General features: G+C 69.3%; 14 protein-coding genes and 1 pseudogene. 7 read left to right on the forward strand and 8 right to left on the reverse strand.

The window, feature by feature from the left end:
- Positions 1-45: 45 nt before the first annotated feature.
- The 7 genes and pseudogenes from lpxD to frr form a co-directional block, all read right to left on the reverse strand.
- Positions 46-1,101 carry a UDP-3-O-(3-hydroxymyristoyl)glucosamine N-acyltransferase gene (gene lpxD, locus MSPGM_RS10510; protein ID WP_261926367.1) on the reverse strand — a complete coding sequence of 352 codons (1,056 nt, stop codon included), beginning with the start codon at positions 1,099-1,101 and terminating at the stop codon, positions 46-48.
- A 162-nt stretch (positions 1,102-1,263) separates the two neighbouring features.
- The gene (gene bamA, locus MSPGM_RS10515) at positions 1,264-3,828 is read right to left on the reverse strand and encodes an outer membrane protein assembly factor BamA (RefSeq protein ID WP_003598044.1); all 2,565 of its coding nucleotides are present in this window, start codon (positions 3,826-3,828) and stop codon (positions 1,264-1,266) included.
- A gap of 360 nt (positions 3,829-4,188) precedes the next feature.
- Positions 4,189-5,349, reverse strand: coding sequence for an RIP metalloprotease RseP (gene rseP / locus MSPGM_RS10520; RefSeq protein WP_003598046.1), 1,161 nt, complete (start codon positions 5,347-5,349; stop codon positions 4,189-4,191).
- Between the two features lie 216 nt (positions 5,350-5,565).
- Positions 5,566-6,744, reverse strand: a complete 1,179-nt coding sequence (dxr, locus tag MSPGM_RS10525) for a 1-deoxy-D-xylulose-5-phosphate reductoisomerase (RefSeq protein WP_003598048.1) — start codon at positions 6,742-6,744, stop codon at positions 5,566-5,568.
- Positions 6,745-6,758: 14 nt separating this feature from the next.
- A complete protein-coding gene (locus MSPGM_RS10530; RefSeq protein ID WP_003598051.1) occupies positions 6,759-7,619 on the reverse strand; it encodes a phosphatidate cytidylyltransferase in 861 nt (286 codons plus the stop codon).
- Positions 7,619-8,397 (reverse strand): annotated as a pseudogene (locus tag MSPGM_RS10535) (isoprenyl transferase). Before MSPGM_RS10535 ends, MSPGM_RS10530 begins: the two are co-directional and overlap by 1 nt.
- Before the next feature lie 70 nt (positions 8,398-8,467).
- Positions 8,468-9,031: a ribosome recycling factor gene (gene frr / locus MSPGM_RS10540; RefSeq protein ID WP_003598054.1), complete on the reverse strand. Its 564-nt coding sequence runs from the start codon at positions 9,029-9,031 to the stop codon at positions 8,468-8,470.
- Between the two features lie 332 nt (positions 9,032-9,363).
- On the opposite strand from frr, the gene MSPGM_RS10545 reads away from it, so the two are divergent.
- Positions 9,364-10,503 (forward strand): HPP family protein, encoded by a 1,140-nt coding sequence (locus MSPGM_RS10545; RefSeq protein WP_003598056.1) that lies wholly within the window; start codon positions 9,364-9,366, stop codon positions 10,501-10,503.
- Positions 10,504-10,826: 323 nt separating this feature from the next.
- Here MSPGM_RS10545 and MSPGM_RS10550 read toward each other — a convergent pair whose 3' ends face one another.
- Positions 10,827-12,107 (reverse strand): FAD-dependent monooxygenase, encoded by a 1,281-nt coding sequence (locus MSPGM_RS10550; RefSeq protein WP_012752744.1) that lies wholly within the window; start codon positions 12,105-12,107, stop codon positions 10,827-10,829.
- Between the two features lie 392 nt (positions 12,108-12,499).
- Between MSPGM_RS10550 and MSPGM_RS10555 the strand changes: the two genes are divergently transcribed.
- The 6 genes from MSPGM_RS10555 (at position 12,500) to MSPGM_RS10580 (ending at position 19,410) form a co-directional block, all read left to right on the forward strand.
- Positions 12,500-13,444 carry a LysR substrate-binding domain-containing protein gene (locus tag MSPGM_RS10555; protein WP_003603846.1) on the forward strand — a complete coding sequence of 315 codons (945 nt, stop codon included), beginning with the start codon at positions 12,500-12,502 and terminating at the stop codon, positions 13,442-13,444.
- A 245-nt stretch (positions 13,445-13,689) separates the two neighbouring features.
- Positions 13,690-14,439 carry an SDR family NAD(P)-dependent oxidoreductase gene (locus MSPGM_RS10560; RefSeq protein WP_003603845.1) on the forward strand — a complete coding sequence of 250 codons (750 nt, stop codon included), beginning with the start codon at positions 13,690-13,692 and terminating at the stop codon, positions 14,437-14,439.
- Between the two features lie 17 nt (positions 14,440-14,456).
- Entirely contained in the window at positions 14,457-15,317 is an 861-nt protein-coding gene (locus MSPGM_RS10565; protein WP_003603844.1) for a transketolase, read from the forward strand.
- Complete coding sequence (locus tag MSPGM_RS10570) at positions 15,314-16,333, forward strand: transketolase family protein (RefSeq protein ID WP_012752746.1); 1,020 nt, start codon at positions 15,314-15,316, stop codon at positions 16,331-16,333. The genes MSPGM_RS10565 and MSPGM_RS10570 overlap by 4 nt, the downstream gene beginning before the upstream one ends.
- 162 nt (positions 16,334-16,495) lie before the next feature.
- Positions 16,496-17,512, forward strand: coding sequence for a TRAP transporter substrate-binding protein (locus MSPGM_RS10575; protein ID WP_003603842.1), 1,017 nt, complete (start codon positions 16,496-16,498; stop codon positions 17,510-17,512).
- Positions 17,513-17,523: 11 nt separating this feature from the next.
- Positions 17,524-19,410: a TRAP transporter large permease subunit gene (locus tag MSPGM_RS10580; protein WP_003603841.1), complete on the forward strand. Its 1,887-nt coding sequence runs from the start codon at positions 17,524-17,526 to the stop codon at positions 19,408-19,410.
- The last annotated feature ends 630 nt before the right edge of the window (positions 19,411-20,040 follow it).

Genomic DNA, 20,040 nt, shown 5'->3' on the forward strand with positions numbered 1-20,040 from the left:
CAAAGGGCAAGCCCTTTGGCGGGTCCCAGGGCAGAGCCCTGAACCTCACCCCTCGGCCTCGTCCTTGCCCCCGCGTTCGGCGAGGCGGGCCAGCGTCGTCATCTCGCGGAACCACGTCCGCACGGGCTTGGCCGGCGTGCCGCCCCAGCGCGAGCCCGGCGGCACGTCGCGGTTGACGTTGGAGGAGCCGGCGATCTGCGAGCCCATGCCGATGCGCAGGTGGCCGACGACCCCGACCTGGCCGCCGAGCACCACGTAATCCTCCAGCGTGGTCGAGCCGGAAATGCCGACGCCGGAAACGATCACGCAGTGGCGGCCGATCACCACGTTGTGGGCGATCTGCACGAGGTTATCGATCTTGGTGCCCTCGCCGACCACCGTGTCGCGGGAGGCGCCCCGGTCGATCGTGGTGTTGGCGCCGATTTCGACATCGTCCTGGATGATGACGCGGCCGACCTGCGGCACCTTGATGTGGCCGCCCGCGCCAATGGCGAAGCCGAACCCGTCCTGGCCGATCCGGGCGCCGGGATGGACGATGACGCGGTTGCCGACGAGCGCATGGGTCAGAGTCGCGCCCGCGCCGATGGAGCAGTCGCGGCCGATCCGTACGTTGGGGCCGATCACCGCGTTAGGGCCGAGCACCGTGCCCGCGCCGATCTCGGCGCCGGGGCCGACGACGGCGCCGGGATCGATGCGCACGCCGTCCTCCAGCCGCGCCTGCGGGTGGACGTGGGCGCCGGGGGACACGCCGGCGGCGGCAAACAGCGAGCCCGGCCGCATCGCCTCCTCGTAGAGGCGTGCCAGAAGTCCGGCATAGGCGCGGTAGGGATCGCGGGTGACGAGGGCGATGGTGCCGGCCGGCACGCGGGGAGCGAAGCGCGGCGAGACGAGGCAGGCCAGCGCTCGCGTCGTGGCCAGCGCGTCGCCGTAGCGGGCATTGTCCATATAGGCGAGTTCGCTCGGTCCCGCGGTTTCGAGGGGGGCGGCGCCGGTCACCGGCTGCGACGGGTCGGCGCCGTCGGGGAGCGGGACGCCGCAGGCCTCGGCGACGCTGCCGAGGGTCAAGCCGCCTTTCGGCGCGATGAAGACGGGATCTGACATGAGGTTCGACGCCGGCAGGGGAGGGAGCTGGGCGCCGCTATAGCGCTCTTCGTCGGAAGGGGCATCCGCCCGGACGGGAGCGGACGTGCCACCAAAAGCAAAAGAGCCGTGCCTGACCGGGATACGGTCAGGCACGGCTCTTTCAAGCCAATGCTTCGAGGATCAGAAGCGCGAGCCGCCGGAGAAGCGGAACGCCTGGAGCTGGTCCTTGCCGACCTTGCCCAGAGCCGTCTGGACACCCTCGTCCTTCGACAGCGCGTAGGCGTAGTCGAAGCGGATCGGGCCGAGCGGCGAGTTCCACAGGATCGAGGCACCGACCGACGAACGGATCGTCGCCTTGTCGCGGACGTTCACGCATTCGGGCTCGACCGTGATCGCGCCGGCACCGAAGTTCGTGTAGTTGCAGCCCGATCCCGGCGCGAAGCCGTTGATGAAGCCGTCGCGGTTCACGTCGAAGTTGCGGCGGCCATCATAGCCGAACAGCGTACCGGCATCGGCAAACAGCGCGCCCTTCAGGCCGAGATCCCGCGGCAGACCCCAGATCGGGAACTGAACTTCGACGGTGGCGCCGAAGTAGGTCGTGCCGCCGATGGCGTTGGAGCGGGCGTCGGCGATGCCGATGTCGCGCGGGCCGAGGCCGTTCGGGGCGAAGCCGCGGACCAGCGACGGGCCGAGGAAGAACTGGTCGGTGATGCGCAGCGGCTGATCGTCGAGGTTCGAGACGTGGCCGCCCTGGAGACGCACGAAGCCGACCACGTCCTCCCACAGTTCCTTGTAGTAGCGGGCATCACCCGTCACGCGGAAGAACTTGGAGTCGCCGCCGATGCCGGCCACATCCGGCTTCAACTCGCCGTAGAAGCCGTTCGTGGGCCGCTGAAGGTTATCCAGCGTCGAGTAGGCCAGGGTGACGCCCGCGAGCGAGGTCAGCACGTTGCCCTGCTGCCCCTTGAGGGCGATCGAGGCCTCGCCGTCGAAGGCGCAGTTCGGATAGGCCGGGAGGCCACCGACGTCACGGCCGCTCGACGGGTCGATCGTGCCGGCGGGGTTGATGGCCGTGTAGCCGGGGATCGCCACCGAGCAGTCGTTGTAGGGCCGCTTGATGGTGTTCGGCACCCGCAGCTCGGTGTTGTAGACCGAGTAGCGGAAGGTGACGCCGAATTCCTCGGTGATCGGCAGGCCGAGGCGGAGCTGGCCGCCATAGACGGTCGTCTCGTAGCGCGACCAACGGGTCAGGTCGGAATACTTGTAGAAGGCGTCGAAGCCGGCCGCGAGGCGGTAGCCGAGGAAGTACGGCTCGGTGAAGGAGAAATCGATGCCGCGGGCGTACTGGCCGCCCTGCACCGCGAGGCGCACATACTGGCCGCGGCCGAGGAAGTTCGACTCGGAGACCGAGACTTCGCCGATGATGCCGTCCTGGGTGGAGTAGCCGCCGGCCACCGAGAACGAACCCGTGGGCTGATCCTCAACGTCGATGTTCACGACCACCCGGTCCGGGGCGGAGCCCGGCTCGTTGGAGAAGCGCACCTTCTTGAAGAAGCCCAGGCCGTTCAGCCGGCGCTCGGCGCGATCGACCAGCACGCGGTTATAGGCATCGCCCTCGGTCAGATCGAGCTCGCGGCGGATGACGTAGTCGCGGGTCCGGGTGTTGCCGCGGATGTTGATGCGCTCGACGTAGACGCGCGGTCCGTCCTCGACCACGAAGCCGAGGGCGACCTGATGGGTGGCGCGGTCGCGCTGGCCGGTGGGGCGCACCTGGGCGAAGGGGTAGCCCTGGCGGTTGACCTCGTTGGTGACGCCAACGAGCGTCTTCTCGACGTCCTCGGCGTTGTAGACGTCGCCGACCTGGGCGCGGATCTGCCCGTCGAGTGCCTCGCGGTCGATGCCGGCGATGCGCGGGTCCACGGCCACCGCGCCGACGGTGTATTGCTCACCTTCCTCGACGGTGACGTTGATGACCCAGCCGGCATCGTCGCCGGTCTCGACGTAGCGGGCATCGGCGTTGACGACGCGGAAGTCGGCGTAGCCGTTCTTCAGGTAGTACCGGCGCACGATGTCGAGGTCGGCGGAGATACGGTCGGGATCGTAGACGTCGGAGGTCTTGATGAACGAGAGGAAGTTCATCTCCGAGGAGGACATCAGGCCCTTGAGGGTCGATTCCGAATAGGCTTGGTTGCCGATGAAGTGGATTTCGCGGATGCCGGTCTTATCGCCCTCGTCGATGGCGTAGATGACGTCGGAACGTCCGCTGGGCAGGTCGACGAGGCGGTAGCTGACCTTGGCGGTGCCGCGGCCCGAGCGCTTGTAGACGTCGCGGATGCGCTCGACGTCGGCGGCGATCACCGCCGGGCTCAGGGCGCCGCGGTCCTTGGTCTCGACGACGCTCTCGAGCGTCGCCTTCTCGACCTTCTTGTTGCCCTCGAAGAAGACACGGCCGACGACGCTGTTCTCACGCACGCGCACCACGGTGGTGCCGCCGCGGCCGGAGACCTGCACGTCGGAGAAGAGGCCGGTGGCCAGAAGATTGCGCCGCGCCTCCTCGGGAGACCCGGTGGCAGTGCCGGTGACGTAGGAGCGGATCGTCTCGGAATCGACCCGGCGGTTGCCTTCGACGACGATCTGCTGCGCCTGCGCGGCCGCGCCGCCGAGGATCACGGTGGCGGCGGTGGCGACCAGAACGATGGCACGCTCCGCCGACTTTCGCCGGCGCTTTCCCGTCATCGACATCATGTAATCGCCCGTCTCTTTTTGTCTCAGCACGGGTTCGCACCCGCAGGCAGCCGCCCTTAAGGCTCACCGCCCTCTGGTCCCGGCCACGCTTGTATCGGGATTCCCCCACGAAGCAAACGCGGCGGCCGTCCGACATACCGGGATTTTGAGGGGTCGTGGCCTTCGCGCCACTTAACGACGAAGCACCTTTTCACGTGATCTCAGATTAGCGTGAATAGGGCGTAAATATGATCGCGAGCACGACTTTCCGGTTCGCGTTCTGATCGTAGTAAGGCGGCATTCACCGCAAAAGCGAACGGCCCGGCGGGGTCGCCGGGCCGTCGATACAAGGTCGGGAAGGGGTAGGGAAGAGGGCTCGGATCAGGTGCCGCGCTGGCTCAGCGAGGCGCCGAGATTGAGGATGTCGTTCCAGGCGGCGAACAGCATCAACATCAGCACGAAGGCCAGCCCAATGCGGAAGCCGATCTCCTGCGCCCGCTCGCTCAAGGGGCGGCCGCGCACCGCCTCGAAGGCGTAGAACATCAGGTGCCCCCCATCGAGGAGCGGGATCGGGAACAGGTTGAGCAGCCCGATCGAGACCGACAGGAGCGCCACCAGCCCGATCAGTCCGCCGACGCCGCCGACGCGCGCCACCTCACCCGAGACCCGGGCGATGCCGATCGGGCCGGAGAGCTGGTCGGCGGATTCACGCCCGGTGACGAGCTTGCCGATGTAGTCGAAGGTCCGCTCCACCACGAAGGCGGTCTCGTGGACGCCGAGCTTCAGCGACTCGAACGGGCCATAATGCACCAGCTTGGCCGCGCCGGCATTCGGCCCGTTGATGCCGAGCCGACCGAAGCGGTGGCGACCGAAGGGCGTGCGCTCCTCGATCATGTCCGGCACGGCGGTCAGGGTCTGGACCTGCCCGCCGCGATCGACGGTCACCGCCAGCGAGGAGCCGGCGGCGGCCGAGACGACGCGCTGCATATCGTTGAAGGTGTTGACCGTCTGGCCGTCGATCGTGCGGATCACGTCGCCGGGCTGGAAGCCCGCCCGCGCGGCGGCGCTGTTCGGCTGCACCGCCTCGACGCGCGCCGGCGTCTCGTAGCGGCCGCTGACATAGATCGCGCCCGCGAAGACGGCGATGGCCAGGATGAAGTTGGCGATGGGGCCGGCGGCGACGATGGCTGCGCGCTTGGCCACGGGCTGGGTCGGGAAGCTCACCGCCCGCTCGTGCGGGCTCATGCGGGCGACCGCCTCCGGGTCGGGCACGCTGGCGCCGTTGGCATCGCCCACGAACTTCACGTAGCCGCCGAGCGGGATCGCCGAGAGCTTCCAGCGGGTGCCCCGCCGGTCGTTGAAGCCGATGATCTCCGGGCCGAAGCCGATGGAGAAGGCGGTGACGCCGACGCCGCACCAGCGCCCGACCAGGAAATGGCCCATTTCGTGCACGAACACGACGATCGTCAGCACGATCAGGAACGGGATCACCGCGCCGAAGAAGCCGGCGGCGTTGCCGCCCATGCCGCTCAAGAATTCCATGGCCGTTATCCTTCAGGCCGCGACCCACGTATGGGATCCGTGCACGTCATGCGCGAATCCCAGTCTCAACCGTCCGCCCTGACAGGGCGAGCCCATGGCCGGCAAGTCGCGGATCGTCGCATGCCTCACGTTCGAGCGCGAGATCTATTCGCGCGCGCAACCCCTTGGGCCGGGCTCTCCATCCCCGACAACACTTCGTAAAGGTTAATTCTCAGCCTAGCCCGCGGCGCGGGCGGCGGGCACCGCCTCGAGGCTCCAGGCGCGCACCCGCGCGTCGATGGCCAGCGCCTCTTCCACGTCCTCCGGCGCATGGCGGAACTCGGCGGCGAAGTGCTCGACCGCCCGCTCCACCAGTTCGGCGATGCCGTAGAAGGGAATCGCGCCGCGGATGAAGGCGGCGACCGCGATCTCGTTGGCAGCGTTCATGACGGTCGGCGCCGCGCCGCCCTCGGCGAGCGCCGCGCGGGCGACGCGCAGGCAGGGGAAGCGGGCCTCGTCGGCCGGCTCGAAGGTGAGACTGCCGGTGACAGCCAGATCGAGCGGCCGCCCGCGGGCGATCTCCAGACGGTCGCCGAGGCCGAGACAGTGGGCGATCGGCACACGCATGTCGGGCATGGCGAGCCCCGCCGTCACCGCGCCGTCGCGCCACGCGATCAGCCCGTGCACGATCGATTGCGGGTGGACGATCACGTCGAGCCGTTCGGCCTCGATGCCGAAGAGGTGGTGCGCCTCGATCAGCTCCAGCCCCTTGTTCATCAGGGAGGCGGAATCGATGTTGATCTTCATGCCCATCGACCAGGTCGGGTGGGCGGCGGCCTCGGCCGGGGTCGCGGCGGCGATGCGCTCGCGGGTCCAGGTGCGGAACGGGCCGCCCGAGGCGGTCAGCGTCATCTTGGCGATGTCGGACACACGGCCGTCACCCATGGCCTGGGCCAGCGCGTTGTGCTCGGAATCCACCGGCAGGATGCGGGCGCCGTAACGCTTGGCGTCGCGCATGAAGGCGTCGCCCGCGCAGACGAGGCTTTCCTTGTTGGCGAGCGCGATGGTGCGCCCGAGCCGGAGTGCGGCGTGGGTGGGTTTCAGGCCCGCCGCGCCGCTGACCGCCGCGACGACGATGTCGGCCTCGCGGGCGACCGCCTCCAGCACCGCATTCTCGCCGGCCCCGTTCGGGATGCCGGAGCCCGCAAGCGCCTCGGCCAAAGCCGGGCCGGCGCTCTCGTCGGCGAGCGCGGCGAAATCCGGCCGCATCTCCAGGGCGAGCTTGGCCAGGGCCGCGGCGTCCTTGCCGCCGACGAGGGCGCCGACGCGGAAGCGGCCCGCATGCTGGGCGAGGAGGTCCGTGGTCGAGCGGCCGATCGAGCCGGTGGCGCCGAGGACGGTGACGGTGAGGGTCACGGGATCAGTTCCGTTCAGGCATTCAGGAGCCGCAGGGCGGCAAGGCACAGGCCGGCGAGCCCGGCCACGGCGAAGAAGCCGTCGAGCCGGTCCATGACGCCGCCATGGCCGGGGATCGAGCGGCCCGAATCCTTGACGCCGTAGCGCCGCTTGAGGGCGGACTCAACGAGGTCGCCCCCCTGCGACAGGATCGAGGCGAGGCCGCTCAGCGCTGCGACCAGGGGGAGCGAGACCGCGGGCAGCGCGTCCCAACCCTGGCTGCGGGCGATGAGCACGGTGACGGTTCCGCCGACGATTCCCGCGGCGAGGCCGCCGAGCGCGCCGGACCACGTCTTCTTCGGGCTCACCCGCGGCATCAGCTTCGGCCCGCCGATGAGGCGGCCGGTGAAGTAGGCGACGCTGTCGGTGGACCAGACCACCGCGAACATCCAGGCCGGTCCGACGATGCCGATCTCGGGGTCGATCCGCAGCAGCGTCGGCACCAGGGCGACCACGGCACCGCCGAGCAGGCCCCAGATCGGCTTGCGCCGGCCGGGGCCGTGCCCGAGGGCGAAGAGACCGAGGCTGCCGGCGAGCAGAAGGAGAACCGGCACCCAGACGGGGGCGCCGAGCAGCGCCGTGGCGAGCACGCCGAACAGCGTCGCCCCGGTCAGGCCCAGCAGCGGCAGCAGCGGCTCGGAGCGGGTCATGGCGAGCCACTCGGCGGCGCCGACGACGCCCGCGATCAGCCAGATGCCGGCAAAGGCCCAGCCGCCGACGAGGAGCGTGCCGAGCACGACGGCGCCGAGCACCAGCGCCGAGGCGACGCGCAGGCCGAATTCGCGGTTGGCGAAGGGCGGACGCCGGGCCGGGGAAACCACTTCGTCGCCCGCCATCAGCCGGCTCCGGCGCTGAGGCCGCCGAAGCGGCGGTCGCGGCGGTGGTACTCGCTGACGGCGGCGAGGAACGCGGCGTGGTCGAAATCCGGCCAGAAGCCTGGCTCGATCACGTACTCGGCGTAAGCCGTCTGCCATGTCAGGAAGTTCGAGAGGCGCTGCTCGCCCGAGGTGCGGATCACGAGGTCCGGGTCGGGGATGCCGGCGGTGTCGAGCGCCTCGGTGATGGTCGGCAGCTCGATCTCGTCGACCCGCAGCCGCCCCTCGGCGACGGAGGCCGCGATGCGCCGCACCGCGCGCAGGATTTCCTGGCGCCCACCGTAATTGAAGGCGACCACCAGGGTCAGCCCGGTATTGGCGCGGGTGCGCGCCTCCGCCTCGTCGAGCAGGCTCGCGATGTCCGGCGAGAGGTCGGCACGGTCGCCGATCACCCGAATGCGGACGTTGTTGGCGTGGAGGTCGGCGAGATCACCGCGGACGAACAGCTTGAGCAGGCCCATTAGCTCGGAAACCTCCGAGGGGGGCGGCGCCAGTTCTCGGAGGAGAAGCTGTAGATCGTGAGATAGTCGATGCCGAGGGTGATGGCGGAGCGCACGGCGCGGCGGACGGCCTCGACACCGCGCCGATGCCCCTCGAAACGGGGCAGGCCCCGGCTTGCCGCCCAGCGGCCGTTGCCGTCCATGATGATGGCGACGTGGCGCGGCGCTGGCTGTCCGGCGCCTCCGGGGGCGGCGCCTGCCGCCTCACCGATCTGCCGCGCGCCTTCCGAGCGAACCAACGCAGCCTCCTCATCTCGCCGCCGCGGTTCGGCGCGGCCCCACCCGTCTCCGTTCCGTGCAGGCCGGGTGTCAGACCTGCATGATTTCCTTTTCCTTGCTCGCCAGCACGCCGTCGATCTCGTTGATCGCGTCGTCGGTGGCCTTCTGCACCTCGGCAGCCTGACGCTTCTCGTCGTCCTGACTGATGGCGCCGTCCTTCTCGAGCTTCTTGAGGATGTCGAGCCCGTCGCGGCGCACGTGGCGCACGGCGACGCGGGCCTCCTCCGTGTACTTGTGCGCGACCTTGACCATCTCCTTGCGGCGCTGCTCGTTCATCTCGGGGATGCGCAGGCGGATGGTCTGGCCTTCCGTCATCGGGTTGAGGCCGAGATCGGATTCGCGGATCGCCTTCTCGACGTTGGTGACCATCGAGCGGTCCCAGACCGAGATCGAGAGAAGCCGCGGCTCCGGCACGCTGACGGTCGCGACCTGGGCCATCGGCATCGAGGAGCCGTAGGCCTCGACCTGGATCGGATCGAGCAGGCTCGGCGTCGCGCGGCCCGTGCGCAGCGATCCCAGATCCTTGCTCAGAGAACTGACGGCACCCTGCATGCGGCGCTTGATGTCGCCCAGGTCGAATTCCGGTGTGGCCATAGGTTCAAAGTCCCGATGCGTTCGGGTGGCAGATCGGCGCGCGGACGCGCCCGGCGCGCGGTGCCGCTACATGAACGAAAAACCGGGTGGCCGCAAATGCGGTTGTGTCCGTGCCGGGCTCGGGCGCCGGAGGCCTGCGACGGCGTATCCTTTAACGGTTCAGCTTAGCCCGATCTGCCTTGCCGGAGAGCAACGTGCCTATGCATGTTGCAAATCCGGTGGCGATCCGTCAGCTTGTATGTGGTATACCAGATCCTCGAGCTGACAGGTGGAGCACCTGCCTGCGGAACCGGCAGCGCCGACACCGGTCGAAAAGCGAGGAACGCGCGAGGATGCCCAACCCCGGTGGCCCGGAACAACGCGCTGAACGATCGCACGGATTCCGCCTGTTCAGGCCGATTCTGGCCGGCGCGACCCTGCGTGAGCGCCTGATCGCGTGCCTGGGTGCTCTTGCGGGCATCACGCTCACCGGCCTGGTCTGCGGCTGGTTCTTCGGAGAAGGCCCTCACATCCCGCTGATCGTCGCGCCGATGGGGGCGTCGGCGGTGCTGATCTTCGCCGTGCCCGCCAGTCCGCTCGCCCAGCCTTGGTCGGTCATCGGCGGCAACACCATCTCCGCGTTCATGGGCGTGCTTGCCGCGCACCTCATTCCCGATCCCGTCATTGCGATCGGCGTCGGCGTTTCCCTTGCGATCGCGGCGATGTCGCTGACCCGGTGTCTTCACCCACCGGGCGGGGCCGCCGCCTTGACCGCACTCATCGGCGGCCCGGCCGTCACGTCGGCGGGCTTCCTGTTCCCGCTTTTCCCGGTCGGCCTGAACTCGGTCATTCTCGTTGCGCTCGGCATCGGCTTCCACAAGCTCTCGCGCCGCAACTACCCGCACGTCGCGGTCGCGACGCCGGTGAACACCCATGGGACGGGGGATTTGCCGGCTCCGCTCCGGGTCGGCTTCCGGCCCGAAGATGTCGATGCGGCCCTGGTCGCGCTGGACGAGACGCTGGACATCGACCGCGCCGATCTCGACCGGCTTCTCCGGCAGGTCGAACTCCACGCACTCGTGCGCGCACGGGGGGATCTGACCTGCGGTGAGGTGATGTCACGCGACGTCGTCACCATCGGGCTCGATAGCAGCGCCGAACGGGCACGGGAGCTTCTGCTCGCCCACAACATCAGGACGCTTCCCGTCATCGACCGGGCCGGCCGGCTCGCCGGCACGATCGGTCTGCGCGAGCTGACGCTGCACGGCGAGGTGGCGCTGGCGCAGGTGATGTCCGAGGCCAGGACGACCGGGCCGGACGACCCGGTGATTGCGCTGGTGAACGATCTGACGGACGGCCACACCCATGCGGTCGTCGTCACCGCCAACGACCGGCGCGTGCTGGGGATCATCACCCAGACCGATCTGCTCGCGACCCTGACGCGCCTGCTCTCCGCCAAGGCGTTCGCGCTGCCCGATCCGGTCTCACCCTAAGGCGGCCGCTGCGGCCCGAGGGCATGTCTTTATCGACCCGTCGAAACGCTCACCTCCGCGACCGCTCGGCCGCCGGAGCACCATCGTCTGCGACGCCCCGCCGGAAGTTGGCCCGGTTGTTGCCAGAACTCACTCTTTCCTGGCGCTGCCACGTCCGCAGGATTGAGCCGATGCAAGACGGTCCGCTTCTTCAGATGCTGTACGCGGCCCTCATGGCCTCGAGCATGATGCTGACATGGCAATTCTCCCGCCTGCGTAAGCCGTAGCCGGCCAGAAGCCGCCGGCACGCCGGGGCGAGCCGTTCGGCCGTCCCGGCGACCGCCTCACAGGGCTTCACCCCGCAGCAGGCGCGGGGTCCCGCCCCGCAGCGCCGATGCCTGGCCGATGAAGAAGCGCTTCAGGCCCGGCATCCGATCGACGAGGCCGAGGCCGAAATCGCGGGTGAGCCGCAGCGCCATGCTGTCGTTCGAGAACAGGCGGTTGAGCCCATCCGTCGCCGCCGCCATCGCGACGGAATCGAAGCGGCGCGCCTGCTCGTAATCGCGCAAAACCGCATCCGCGCCGGGATCGAGCCCGAGCCGCAGGGCGCCGGTCACCGCCTCGGCCAGGGCCGCGGCCCCGGCGAGGCCGAGATTGAGCCCCTGGCCCGCCAGCGGATGGATGACGTGGGCCGCGTCCCCCAGCAGCGCGAGGCGGGGCGCCCGGAAGCTGCGGGCGAGGCCGAGATGCAGCGGATGGGCGCTCGGCCCGTGCTCCAGGGCGATGCGCCCGAGTTCAGCCCCGAACCGGCGCTCGATCTCGGCCAGCGTCTCGGCGGCATCCCCGCCGAGCAGGGCCGGCACGTCGGCGCTGCGTTCGGTCCAGACGATGGAGGAGCGGTGGCCGAGTGCGCCGCCCGCCCTCAGTGGCAGGATCGCGAAGGGCCCGCTCGGCAGGAAATGCTCGAAGGCCCGGCCCTCATGGTCGCGGGCATGCTGAATCGTCGCGACGATACCCGATTGCGGGTAGGACCAGCCGACCCAGCCGATGCCGGCGGCCTCGCGCAGGGCCGAGCGCGCCCCGTCGGCGGCGACCACGAGCGCGACCTCCTCGCTGCTGCCGTCGCTCAGGGTCACCCGGGTCGCGCGCGGGCCCGGCACGGCGGCGGTGACACTTGAGGCGGCGAGGTGGACGCCCGTTTCCCGCGCGGCGTCGAGCAGCACGGCGGCCATCGGCTCGGCCTCGACCATGTGGGCGAAGGGCTCGCCCGCGTCGCGCGCCTCCGTCCCGTCGCCGAAGGTGAGGAAGACCGGCCGCACCGGATCGCCGACCCGGCTGTCGCTGATGACCAGCCGGCGCATCGGCTCCGCCGCCGGTTCGATCCGCGACCACAGCCCGAGCTGCTCGAACATCCGCCGCGGCCCGGCCGCCACGGCGTAGGCGCGCCCGCGATGGCGCGCCGCGCCGGCCTCCAAACCCGGATCGCAGACCGTCACGTCGAGCGCCGGCCCGTGCGCCTGCTTCAGGGCGACCGCCAGGGTCAGGCCCGGAATGCCGGCCCCGGCGACGAGCAAGCCGCGGCTGCCGGCGCGGCGATCCCGAGGGGGACGATTCGTTGCGCTCATCTCGTGACCCTCATGGGCGTCCCTCGTCTGCCCCGTCCGGAGCGGGAGAGGCGGTCGAACCGGTGATATCGCGCCCGGCGCCCGTCCGCATCCCGCGCGAGCAATCGGCGGCTGCGGGACAACGCCGCCGGATTGTCACGCCGCCTGCGGCCGGCGGCGACAGCCGTGACCGATCGCCGGACCATCCGCAACATCCCCCGATTTCCGCTCCTGCGCCTCGAGAGGGTTCGACTGGATGGTCTTTCCGGATGGTCGGGTTTGTCCGGAACAACCTTGTCGATGGTTTTGCCGCTTGCGTCCGTTTGACAGAACAAACCCAGTGATCGGCGGACGGTCTTTCCCCGCTCTATTGGAGATTGTCAGATGGAGGCGCCTGCCGCATCGTCTGCCCGATGCGCCCACCTGTTCCGCTCTCCGCCGTCCGCACGTTCGAGGCCGCCGCGCGCCGCCGTTCGTTCAAGGACGCGGCGAGCGAGCTCAATCTCACCGCGAGTGCCGTCAGCCACGCCGTGCGCAAGCTGGAGCAGGCCCTCGGCGTGGCGTTGTTCGAGCGCGACAGCCACGGCATCGCCCTGACGGCGGCCGGCGAGGCCCTTCTCGACCATGTCAGCCGCGCCTTCGAAGAGATGAACCGGGGCTTCGACCTCGTCGCGACGCGGGCCCCGCAATTGCTGCGCCTCCACTGCGCCCCGAGCTTCGCCGCGCAGTGGCTGACCCCGCGCTTAGCCCGCTTCATGGCCAGCCATCCCGACTTCGAGGTGCGGCTCGCCGCCGGCATGGATTACGCCCGCTTCATCACCGACGAGTTCGACGCCGACATCGTCTACGGTCCGCCGCGCGGCGAGGGGCTCATCGTCATGCCGCTCGGCCAGGAAACGGTGACACCACTCTGCACGCCCGAGCGCGCCCGCAGGATACGCGAGGCCGCCGACCTTCCCGGTCAGCCGCTGATCCAGAGCGACAACAAGCTCGTGCGCTGGCCGCTTTGGTTCGAGCGCAACGGCTTGCGCGCGCCACCCTCCGCCGGCCTTCGCTTCGACCGCAGCTTCCTCGCCATCACGGCGGCGGCCGACGATCTCGGCATCGCCCTGGAATCCACACTTCTGGCCGAACGGGAATTGGCGAGCGGGCGCCTCGTCGCGCCGCTCGCCGAGCGGGCCTCCAACGTCGAATATACCGGTCATTACCTCGTCTTCCCGGCCCTGACCCGGCGCCGAACCCCGCTCTGCGTGTTTGCACGCTGGCTCGCCGCGGAACTGCGTGTGGCGTTGCCCCCGGAACTGCCCCCGGAGACGCAGCAACCCGTGCGGGCACAGCAGCCGGCACCGGCAAGGTGAGCGAAATTCATCTGAAGCTGAAAACTTCGCGTTTGCTGCATTATGGGTCCGTGCATCATCTTGCTCATCAATGAGATGAGAGGAAACGAACTGCAGCCGACCCCGGCAGCGCCGCTGTAATGCGGCCGAGCGTGCGGGCAACTTGTCGAGGCTCAGCGGTCGGGCCCGGCAAATCGGCGGATCTCCCATCTCCAAACAAGCTGAGCGCCGGAGCGGATGCACCGCCGCCGCGCAGGGAGAGCGACATGCTTCTGAAGGACAAAGTCTGTGTGATCACCGGCGCGGCCTCCGCGCGCGGCATCGGCAAGGCCACGGCACGCCTGTTCGCGGCCCAGGGCGGGCGGGTGGTCATCCTCGATCTCGACGCCGGCCAGGCCGAGGCGGCGGCGCGCGAGATCGGTCAAGGACATTTCGGGCTCGCCTGCGATGTGGCCAACCGGACGGCCTGCCAGGCGGCCGCCGACGAGGTGATCGCCCAGGCCGGACAAATCGATGTCCTCGTGAACAATGCCGGCATCTCGCAGCCCCTGAAGCTGATGGAGATCGAGGCGGCGAATTACGATGCCGTCACCGACGTCAACCTGCGCGGCACCCTCTACATGAGTCAGGCGGTGATCCCCGCCATGCGCCGCCAGCGCACCGGCGCGATCGTCTGCATGTCGTCGGTCTCGGCCCAGCGCGGCGGCGGCATCTTCGGCGGTCCGCATTATAGCGCCGCCAAGGCGGGCGTGCTCGGTCTCGCCAAGGCGATGGCGCGCGAACTCGGCTCCGACGGCATCCGGGTGAATTCGGTGACGCCCGGCCTGATCCAGACCGACATCACCGCCGGCAAGCTCACCGACGCGATGCGCGCCGAGATCGTCAGCGGCATCCCCCTCGGCCGCCTCGGCGTCGCCGACGACGTCGCCAATGTCTGCCTGTTCCTCGCCAGCGACCTGTCCGCCTACCTCACCGGCGCGGTGATCGACGTCAACGGCGGCATGCTGATCCATTGATCGGAAGGAACACAGCCATGGTGCACCCCCCCGAGATCCACCCCCGCGAAGGCTCGAACGTTTCGCTCGACGACCGCGCCTACCGCATCCGCCGCCACGCCCTGTTGATGGGCGAGGTCCAGGGCCAGGGCTACATCGCCCAGGCGCTCGGCATCAGCGACGTGCTGGCGGTCAGCTACTTCCACGCCATGACCTACCGGCCCGACGATCCGGAATGGGAGGGCCGGGACCGCTTCCTGCTCTCGATCGGCCACTACGCCATCGCCCTCTACGCCGCGCTGATCGAGGCCGGCATCATCCCGGAGGACGAACTCGGGACCTACGGTTCCGACGACAGCCGCCTGCCGATGTCCGGCATGGCCGCCTACACGCCGGGCATGGAGATCACCGGCGGCTCCCTCGGCCACGGGCTCGGCATCGCCGTCGGGATGGCGCTCGGTCTCAAGCGCAAGGCCTCGGCCGCCTTCGTCTACAACCTGTTCTCCGACGGCGAACTCGATGAGGGCTCGACCTGGGAGGCGGCGATGTCGGCGGCGAGCTTCGGGCTCGACAACCTGGTCGGCATCGTCGACGTCAACGGCATGCAGGCCGACGGGCCGTCCCGCGGTGTCCTGAACTTCGAGCCGCTCGCGCCGAAATTCGAGGCCTTCGGCTGGTTCGTCCAGCGGGTGGACGGCAACGACATCGAGGCCCTGGTGAAGGCCTTCGACGCCGCCCGGTCCCATCCGGAGCGCTGCCCGCGCATCATCATCTGCGACACCAAGATGGCCAAGGGCGTGCCCTTCCTCGAGGCGCGCGAGCGCAATCACTTCCTGCGGGTCGAGGCGGACGAATGGCGCGAGGCCCTGGCGGTTCTGGACGAAGGGAGGCTCCCATGAGGCGTTCGAAGTACGAGAAGCCGGCGCCGCGCGCGGCGGGCGGGGCCAAGACCTCGGCGATGATCGCCTCGCTGGCCGCGCCCGGCCAGCGGACCAAGCCGGCGCCGTTCGGGAACGCGCTCGTCGAACTGGCCAAGTCACGCCTCGACCTCGTCGGCCTGTCGGCGGATCTCGCCAAGTACACCGACCTGCACATCTTCGCTCAGGCCTATCCCGAGCGGTTCTACCAGATGGGGATGGCCGAGCAGCTCCTGATGAGCGCGGCGGCGGGGCTCGCCCGCGAGGGCTTCACGCCCATCGCCACCACCTATGCCGTGTTCGCGGCGCGGCGGGCCTACGACTTCATCTGCCTCGCGATCGCCGAGGAGAACCTCAACGTCAAGATCGCCTGCGCCCTGCCGGGCCTGACCACGGGCTACGGCCCGAGCCACCAGGCCACCGAGGATCTGGCGATCTTCCGCGGCATGCCGAACCTGACCATCCTCGACCCCTGCGACGCGCACGAGCTGGAGCAGGTGGTGCCGGCGATGGTGGAGCATCAGGGCCCGGTCTACCTGCGGCTCATGCGCGGCAACGTTCCCCTCGTCCTCGACGAGTACGGCTACACGTTCGAGTGGGGCAAGGCGAAGACCATCCGCGACGGGCGCGACCTGCTCATCATCTCCTCCGGGCTGATGACCATGCGGGCGCTCGAAGTCGCGCAGGCCCTGGGCGACGACCGCGTGGATGTCGCGGTGCTGCACGTGCCGACCATCAAGCCCCTCGACGAGGAGACGATCCTGCGCGAGGTCGGCCGCGGCGGGCGGCTCGTGGTGGTGGCCGAGAACCACTCGGTGATCGGCGGCCTCGGCGAGGCGGTGGCGGCCCTGCTCCTGCGCACCGGCACGGTGCCGCCGGGTTACCGCCAGATCGGCCTGCCCGACGAGTTCCTCGACGCGGGCGCCCTTCCGACGCTGCACGAGCGCTACGGCATTTCCAGCCAAGCGATGGCCCGCAGCATCCGCAGCTGGCTCTGAGGCGAGTGCGGGCGGCGCCGGACGACCGGCGCCGCCTCCCGAGACGCCTGCCCCACCTCGCGCCCGAGCGGTGCGGAGCATCCGGCATGACCGGATGACGATCCCAAAGACCGCGAACGGCGGGGATCGGGCGGCGGGCCGCGACCATCCAGGGAGTGAAACATGCCAGAGGCTACTCTCAGCCGTCGGCGCCTCGTCGCGGGCGCGGCCGCCCTTCCCCTGTTCGGCATCCTGACGCGGCGCGCCGCGGCGGCCGAGTTCGTCTACAAGCTGGCGACCGGGCAGGATCCGAACCATCCCGTCAACATCCGCGCGCAGCAGGCGATCGACCGGATCTGCGAGGCGAGCAGCGGACGTCTGGAGATCCGGCTCTTCCCGGCCAACCAGCTCGGGGCCGACACCGACCTGCTCGCCCAGGTGCGCAGCGGCGCCGTCGAGTTCCTGAACCTGTCTGCCTCGGTCCTGGCGACCTTCCTGCCGGTGGCCAGCCTGACCAATCTCGGCTTCGTCTTCAAGGATTACGACAGCGTCTGGGCCGCCACCGACGGTCCGCTCGGCGCCTATGTCCGCGAGCAGATCGGGCGCACGCCAATCCTCACCGTGTCGAAGGCCTGGGACAACGGCTTCCGTCACGTCACCTCCTCGACGCAGGAGATCCGCACGCCGGACGACATCCGCGGCTTCAAGATCCGCGTGCCGCAGGCGCCGATGCAGACGTCGCTGTTCCGGGCCCTGGAGGCGGGGGCGACGCCGATCAACTTCAACGAGCTGTACTCGGCCCTGCAGACCAAGGTGGTCGAGGGCCAGGAGAACCCGCTCCCGATCACCGCGACGACGCGGATCTACGAGGTCCAGAAGAGCTGCAGCCTGACCGGGCATATCTGGGATGCCTACTGGATTCTCGGCAATCGCCGCGCCTGGGCCCGCCTGCCCGAGGATCTGCGGATGATCGTCGGGCGCGAACTCGACCGCTCCGCCGACGACGAGCGCGCCGACAGCGTGGCGCTCAACGCGAACCTGCGCACCACGCTCGCGGCCAAGGGCCTGACTTTCGTCGACGTCGATCGGGACGCGTTCCGCGACGCCCTGGTCCGGACCAGCTTCTACCGGGACTGGAAAGCCAAGCTCGGGCCGACGGCCTGGGACCATCTCGAGAGCGTCACCGGAAAGCTCGTGTGAGGAAGGCCGCCATGCAACTCGACGTGCAACTCGACGCGCCCGCGCCGGCCGCCCCCGTGCCCGCCGCCGGCCAAAGCTCGTATCTCCAGACCTTCGATCGCGTCTTCGGGCGGATGGTCGAGATCCCCGCGGCGATCCTCGTCGTCCTGGAGATCGTCGTGCTCCTGAGCGGCGTCGTCAGCCGCTACGCCCTGCACCGGCCCCTGGTCTGGTCCGACGAACTCGCCTCGATCCTGTTCCTGTGGCTCGCCATGCTGGGGACGGTCGTCGCCTTCCGGCGCGGCGAACATATGCGCATGACCGCCTTCGTCGGCATGGCCACGCCCCGCGCGCGGGCCTTCATGGACACCCTGGCGATCGTGGCCGGCCTCGTCTTCGTCGGGGTTCTGCTGGAGCCGGCCTTCGAGTTCGCGATCGAGGAATCCTGGGTCTACACGCCGGCCCTCGACCTCCCCAACACTTGGCGCGCCGCCGCCCTGCCGGTCGGGTTCGCGCTGATGCTCGTCACCGCCGTGCTGCGCCTCGTGCAGGAGAGCGACTGGCGCCTCACGGGCGCGGCTTTGGCTCTCGGGGCCGGCCTCGCCGCCGTGCTCGCCGGCCTGTCGCCGCTGCTGAGCGGCATCGGCAACCTCGACCTGCTGGTGTTCTTCCTGCTCGGCGTCGGCGCCCTGGTGTTCTCTGGCGTGCCGATCGCCTTCGCCTTCGGGCTCTCGACCTACGCCTACCTCATGAGCACGACCTACGCGCCTGCCATGGTCGTCGTCGGGCGCATGGACGAGGGCATGAGCCATCTCATCCTGCTGGCCGTGCCGCTGTTCATCTTCCTCGGCCTCTTGATCGAGATGACCGGCATGGCCCGCGCCATGGTCGGTTTCCTGGCAAGCCTTCTGGGCCATGTGCGCGGCGGCCTGCACTACGTGCTGGTGGGGGCGATGTATCTCGTCTCCGGCATCTCCGGCTCGAAGGCCGCCGACATGGCCGCCGTCGCCCCGGTGCTGTTTCCCGAGATGAAGGCGCGCGGCGCCAAGGAGGGCGATCTCGTCGCGCTGCTCTCCGCGACCGGCGCCCAGACCGAGACGATCCCGCCCTCGATCGTGCTCATCACCATCGGCTCGGTGAGCGGCGTCTCGATCACTGCTTTGTTCACCGGCGGCCTTCTGCCGGCCGTCGTTCTCGGCGCGACGCTGTGCGCGCTGGTCTGGTGGCGCTACCGCGGCGAGGACATGAGCCACGTCGTCCGCCCCGGTCGGAAGGCGATCCTGAAAGCGCTCGTCGTGGCGGTGCCGGCGCTCGCGCTGCCCTTCGTCATCCGGGCCGCCGTGATCGAGGGCGTGGCCACCGCCACCGAGGTCTCGACGATCGGCATCGTCTACGCCGTGCTGGCGGGGCTCCTCGTCTACCGGCAGTTCGACTGGCGCCGCCTCATGCCCATGCTGGTGACGACGGCGACGCTGTCGGGTGCGATCCTGCTGATCATCGGCGCAGCCACCGCCATGGCCTGGGCGCTGACGCAGTCCGGCTTCTCGCAGGCGCTCGCCGTCGCGATGAAGGAACTGCCCGGCGGCGCGCTCGGCTTCCTCGCCGTCTCCGCCCTCGCCTTCATCGTGCTGGGCTCGGTGCTGGAGGGAATCCCGGCGATCGTCCTGTTCGGGCCGCTGATGTTTCCCATCGCCCGCGCCGTGGGCGTGCACGAGGTGCACTACGCCATGGTCGTGGTTCTCGCGATGGGAATCGGCCTGTTCGCCCCGCCCTTCGGCGTCGGCTACTACGCGGCCTGCGCCATCAGCCGCATCCATCCCGATGCCGGCATGCGGCCGATCATCGGCTACGTCGCGGCGCTGCTGGTCGGGCTGATCGTGATCATCCTGGTGCCCTGGTTCTCGATCGGCTTCCTCTAAAAGCCGGAGCCGCTTCGGGCTGCGGCGCTGATCCGGTCCCGGCCGCCCACGAGGCGGCTCTCGAAGCCCAGGATCAGCCGCTCAGAGCACGCCGCCATGCCCGGAGCGGGCGAGCCGATCGACCTGCTGCGCGTAGCGGGCCTCGGCCATCCGCCGGAGCGCCGTCGCCAGCGTCCGCGTAAGCCTCGCGCGAACGTCCGAGACACCCCTGTCCCGCGGTGCACGATGCCAGCTTCTGATTTCCGTCACGATTGCCACGACACCACCTCACGGCCTGCTCATGTTGCAATGCAATATCGCATGGCCGCGCCGGCCCGGTGATTGAAACTTGTTCCGACCTGTCATGCGCCCGGCTCATGGACTGAGCGCTGCGCCCGCGGTGGCCATTTTCAGGTTGCACGGCGCGTCATGGCAGTACTTGTTCTGGTGGTTTGCAAATAAAAGCAAATGTAATCGGCGGTACTGGCGTCTACGCAGCTTTTAGTAGTATTATTCTTCAGCAATGTTGCGCTGATCATCGGTCAATACTCGATTATCGGCGGCATTTGCTACCAGTCTTGATCGAATTCGATCAGTCTTGGCATCGGCAGGGACGTCGAACCCGAGTCGAAGGCCAGCGAAGACTTCTGA

It is taken from the genome of Methylorubrum sp. GM97 (assembly GCF_024347855.1).
Taxonomy (GTDB): Bacteria; Pseudomonadota; Alphaproteobacteria; order Rhizobiales; family Beijerinckiaceae; genus Methylobacterium; species Methylobacterium extorquens.

What these genes read in the sequence shown, in the direction of transcription:
- lpxD (WP_261926367.1), bottom strand. Translation starts at nt 1,101, where the DNA reads ATGTCAGATCCCGTCTTCATCGCGCCGAAAGGCGGCTTGACCCTCGGC.
- bamA (WP_003598044.1), bottom strand. Translation starts at nt 3,828, where the DNA reads ATGATGTCGATGACGGGAAAGCGCCGGCGAAAGTCGGCGGAGCGTGCC.
- rseP (WP_003598046.1), bottom strand. Translation starts at nt 5,349, where the DNA reads ATGGAATTCTTGAGCGGCATGGGCGGCAACGCCGCCGGCTTCTTCGGC.
- MSPGM_RS10530 (WP_003598051.1), bottom strand. Translation starts at nt 7,619, where the DNA reads ATGGCGGGCGACGAAGTGGTTTCCCCGGCCCGGCGTCCGCCCTTCGCC.
- frr (WP_003598054.1), bottom strand. Translation starts at nt 9,031, where the DNA reads ATGGCCACACCGGAATTCGACCTGGGCGACATCAAGCGCCGCATGCAG.
- MSPGM_RS10545 (WP_003598056.1), top strand. Translation starts at nt 9,364, where the DNA reads ATGCCCAACCCCGGTGGCCCGGAACAACGCGCTGAACGATCGCACGGA.
- MSPGM_RS10550 (WP_012752744.1), bottom strand. Translation starts at nt 12,107, where the DNA reads ATGAGCGCAACGAATCGTCCCCCTCGGGATCGCCGCGCCGGCAGCCGC.
- MSPGM_RS10555 (WP_003603846.1), top strand. Translation starts at nt 12,500, where the DNA reads ATGCGCCCACCTGTTCCGCTCTCCGCCGTCCGCACGTTCGAGGCCGCC.
- MSPGM_RS10560 (WP_003603845.1), top strand. Translation starts at nt 13,690, where the DNA reads ATGCTTCTGAAGGACAAAGTCTGTGTGATCACCGGCGCGGCCTCCGCG.
- MSPGM_RS10565 (WP_003603844.1), top strand. Translation starts at nt 14,457, where the DNA reads ATGGTGCACCCCCCCGAGATCCACCCCCGCGAAGGCTCGAACGTTTCG.
- MSPGM_RS10570 (WP_012752746.1), top strand. Translation starts at nt 15,314, where the DNA reads ATGAGGCGTTCGAAGTACGAGAAGCCGGCGCCGCGCGCGGCGGGCGGG.
- MSPGM_RS10575 (WP_003603842.1), top strand. Translation starts at nt 16,496, where the DNA reads ATGCCAGAGGCTACTCTCAGCCGTCGGCGCCTCGTCGCGGGCGCGGCC.
- MSPGM_RS10580 (WP_003603841.1), top strand. Translation starts at nt 17,524, where the DNA reads ATGCAACTCGACGTGCAACTCGACGCGCCCGCGCCGGCCGCCCCCGTG.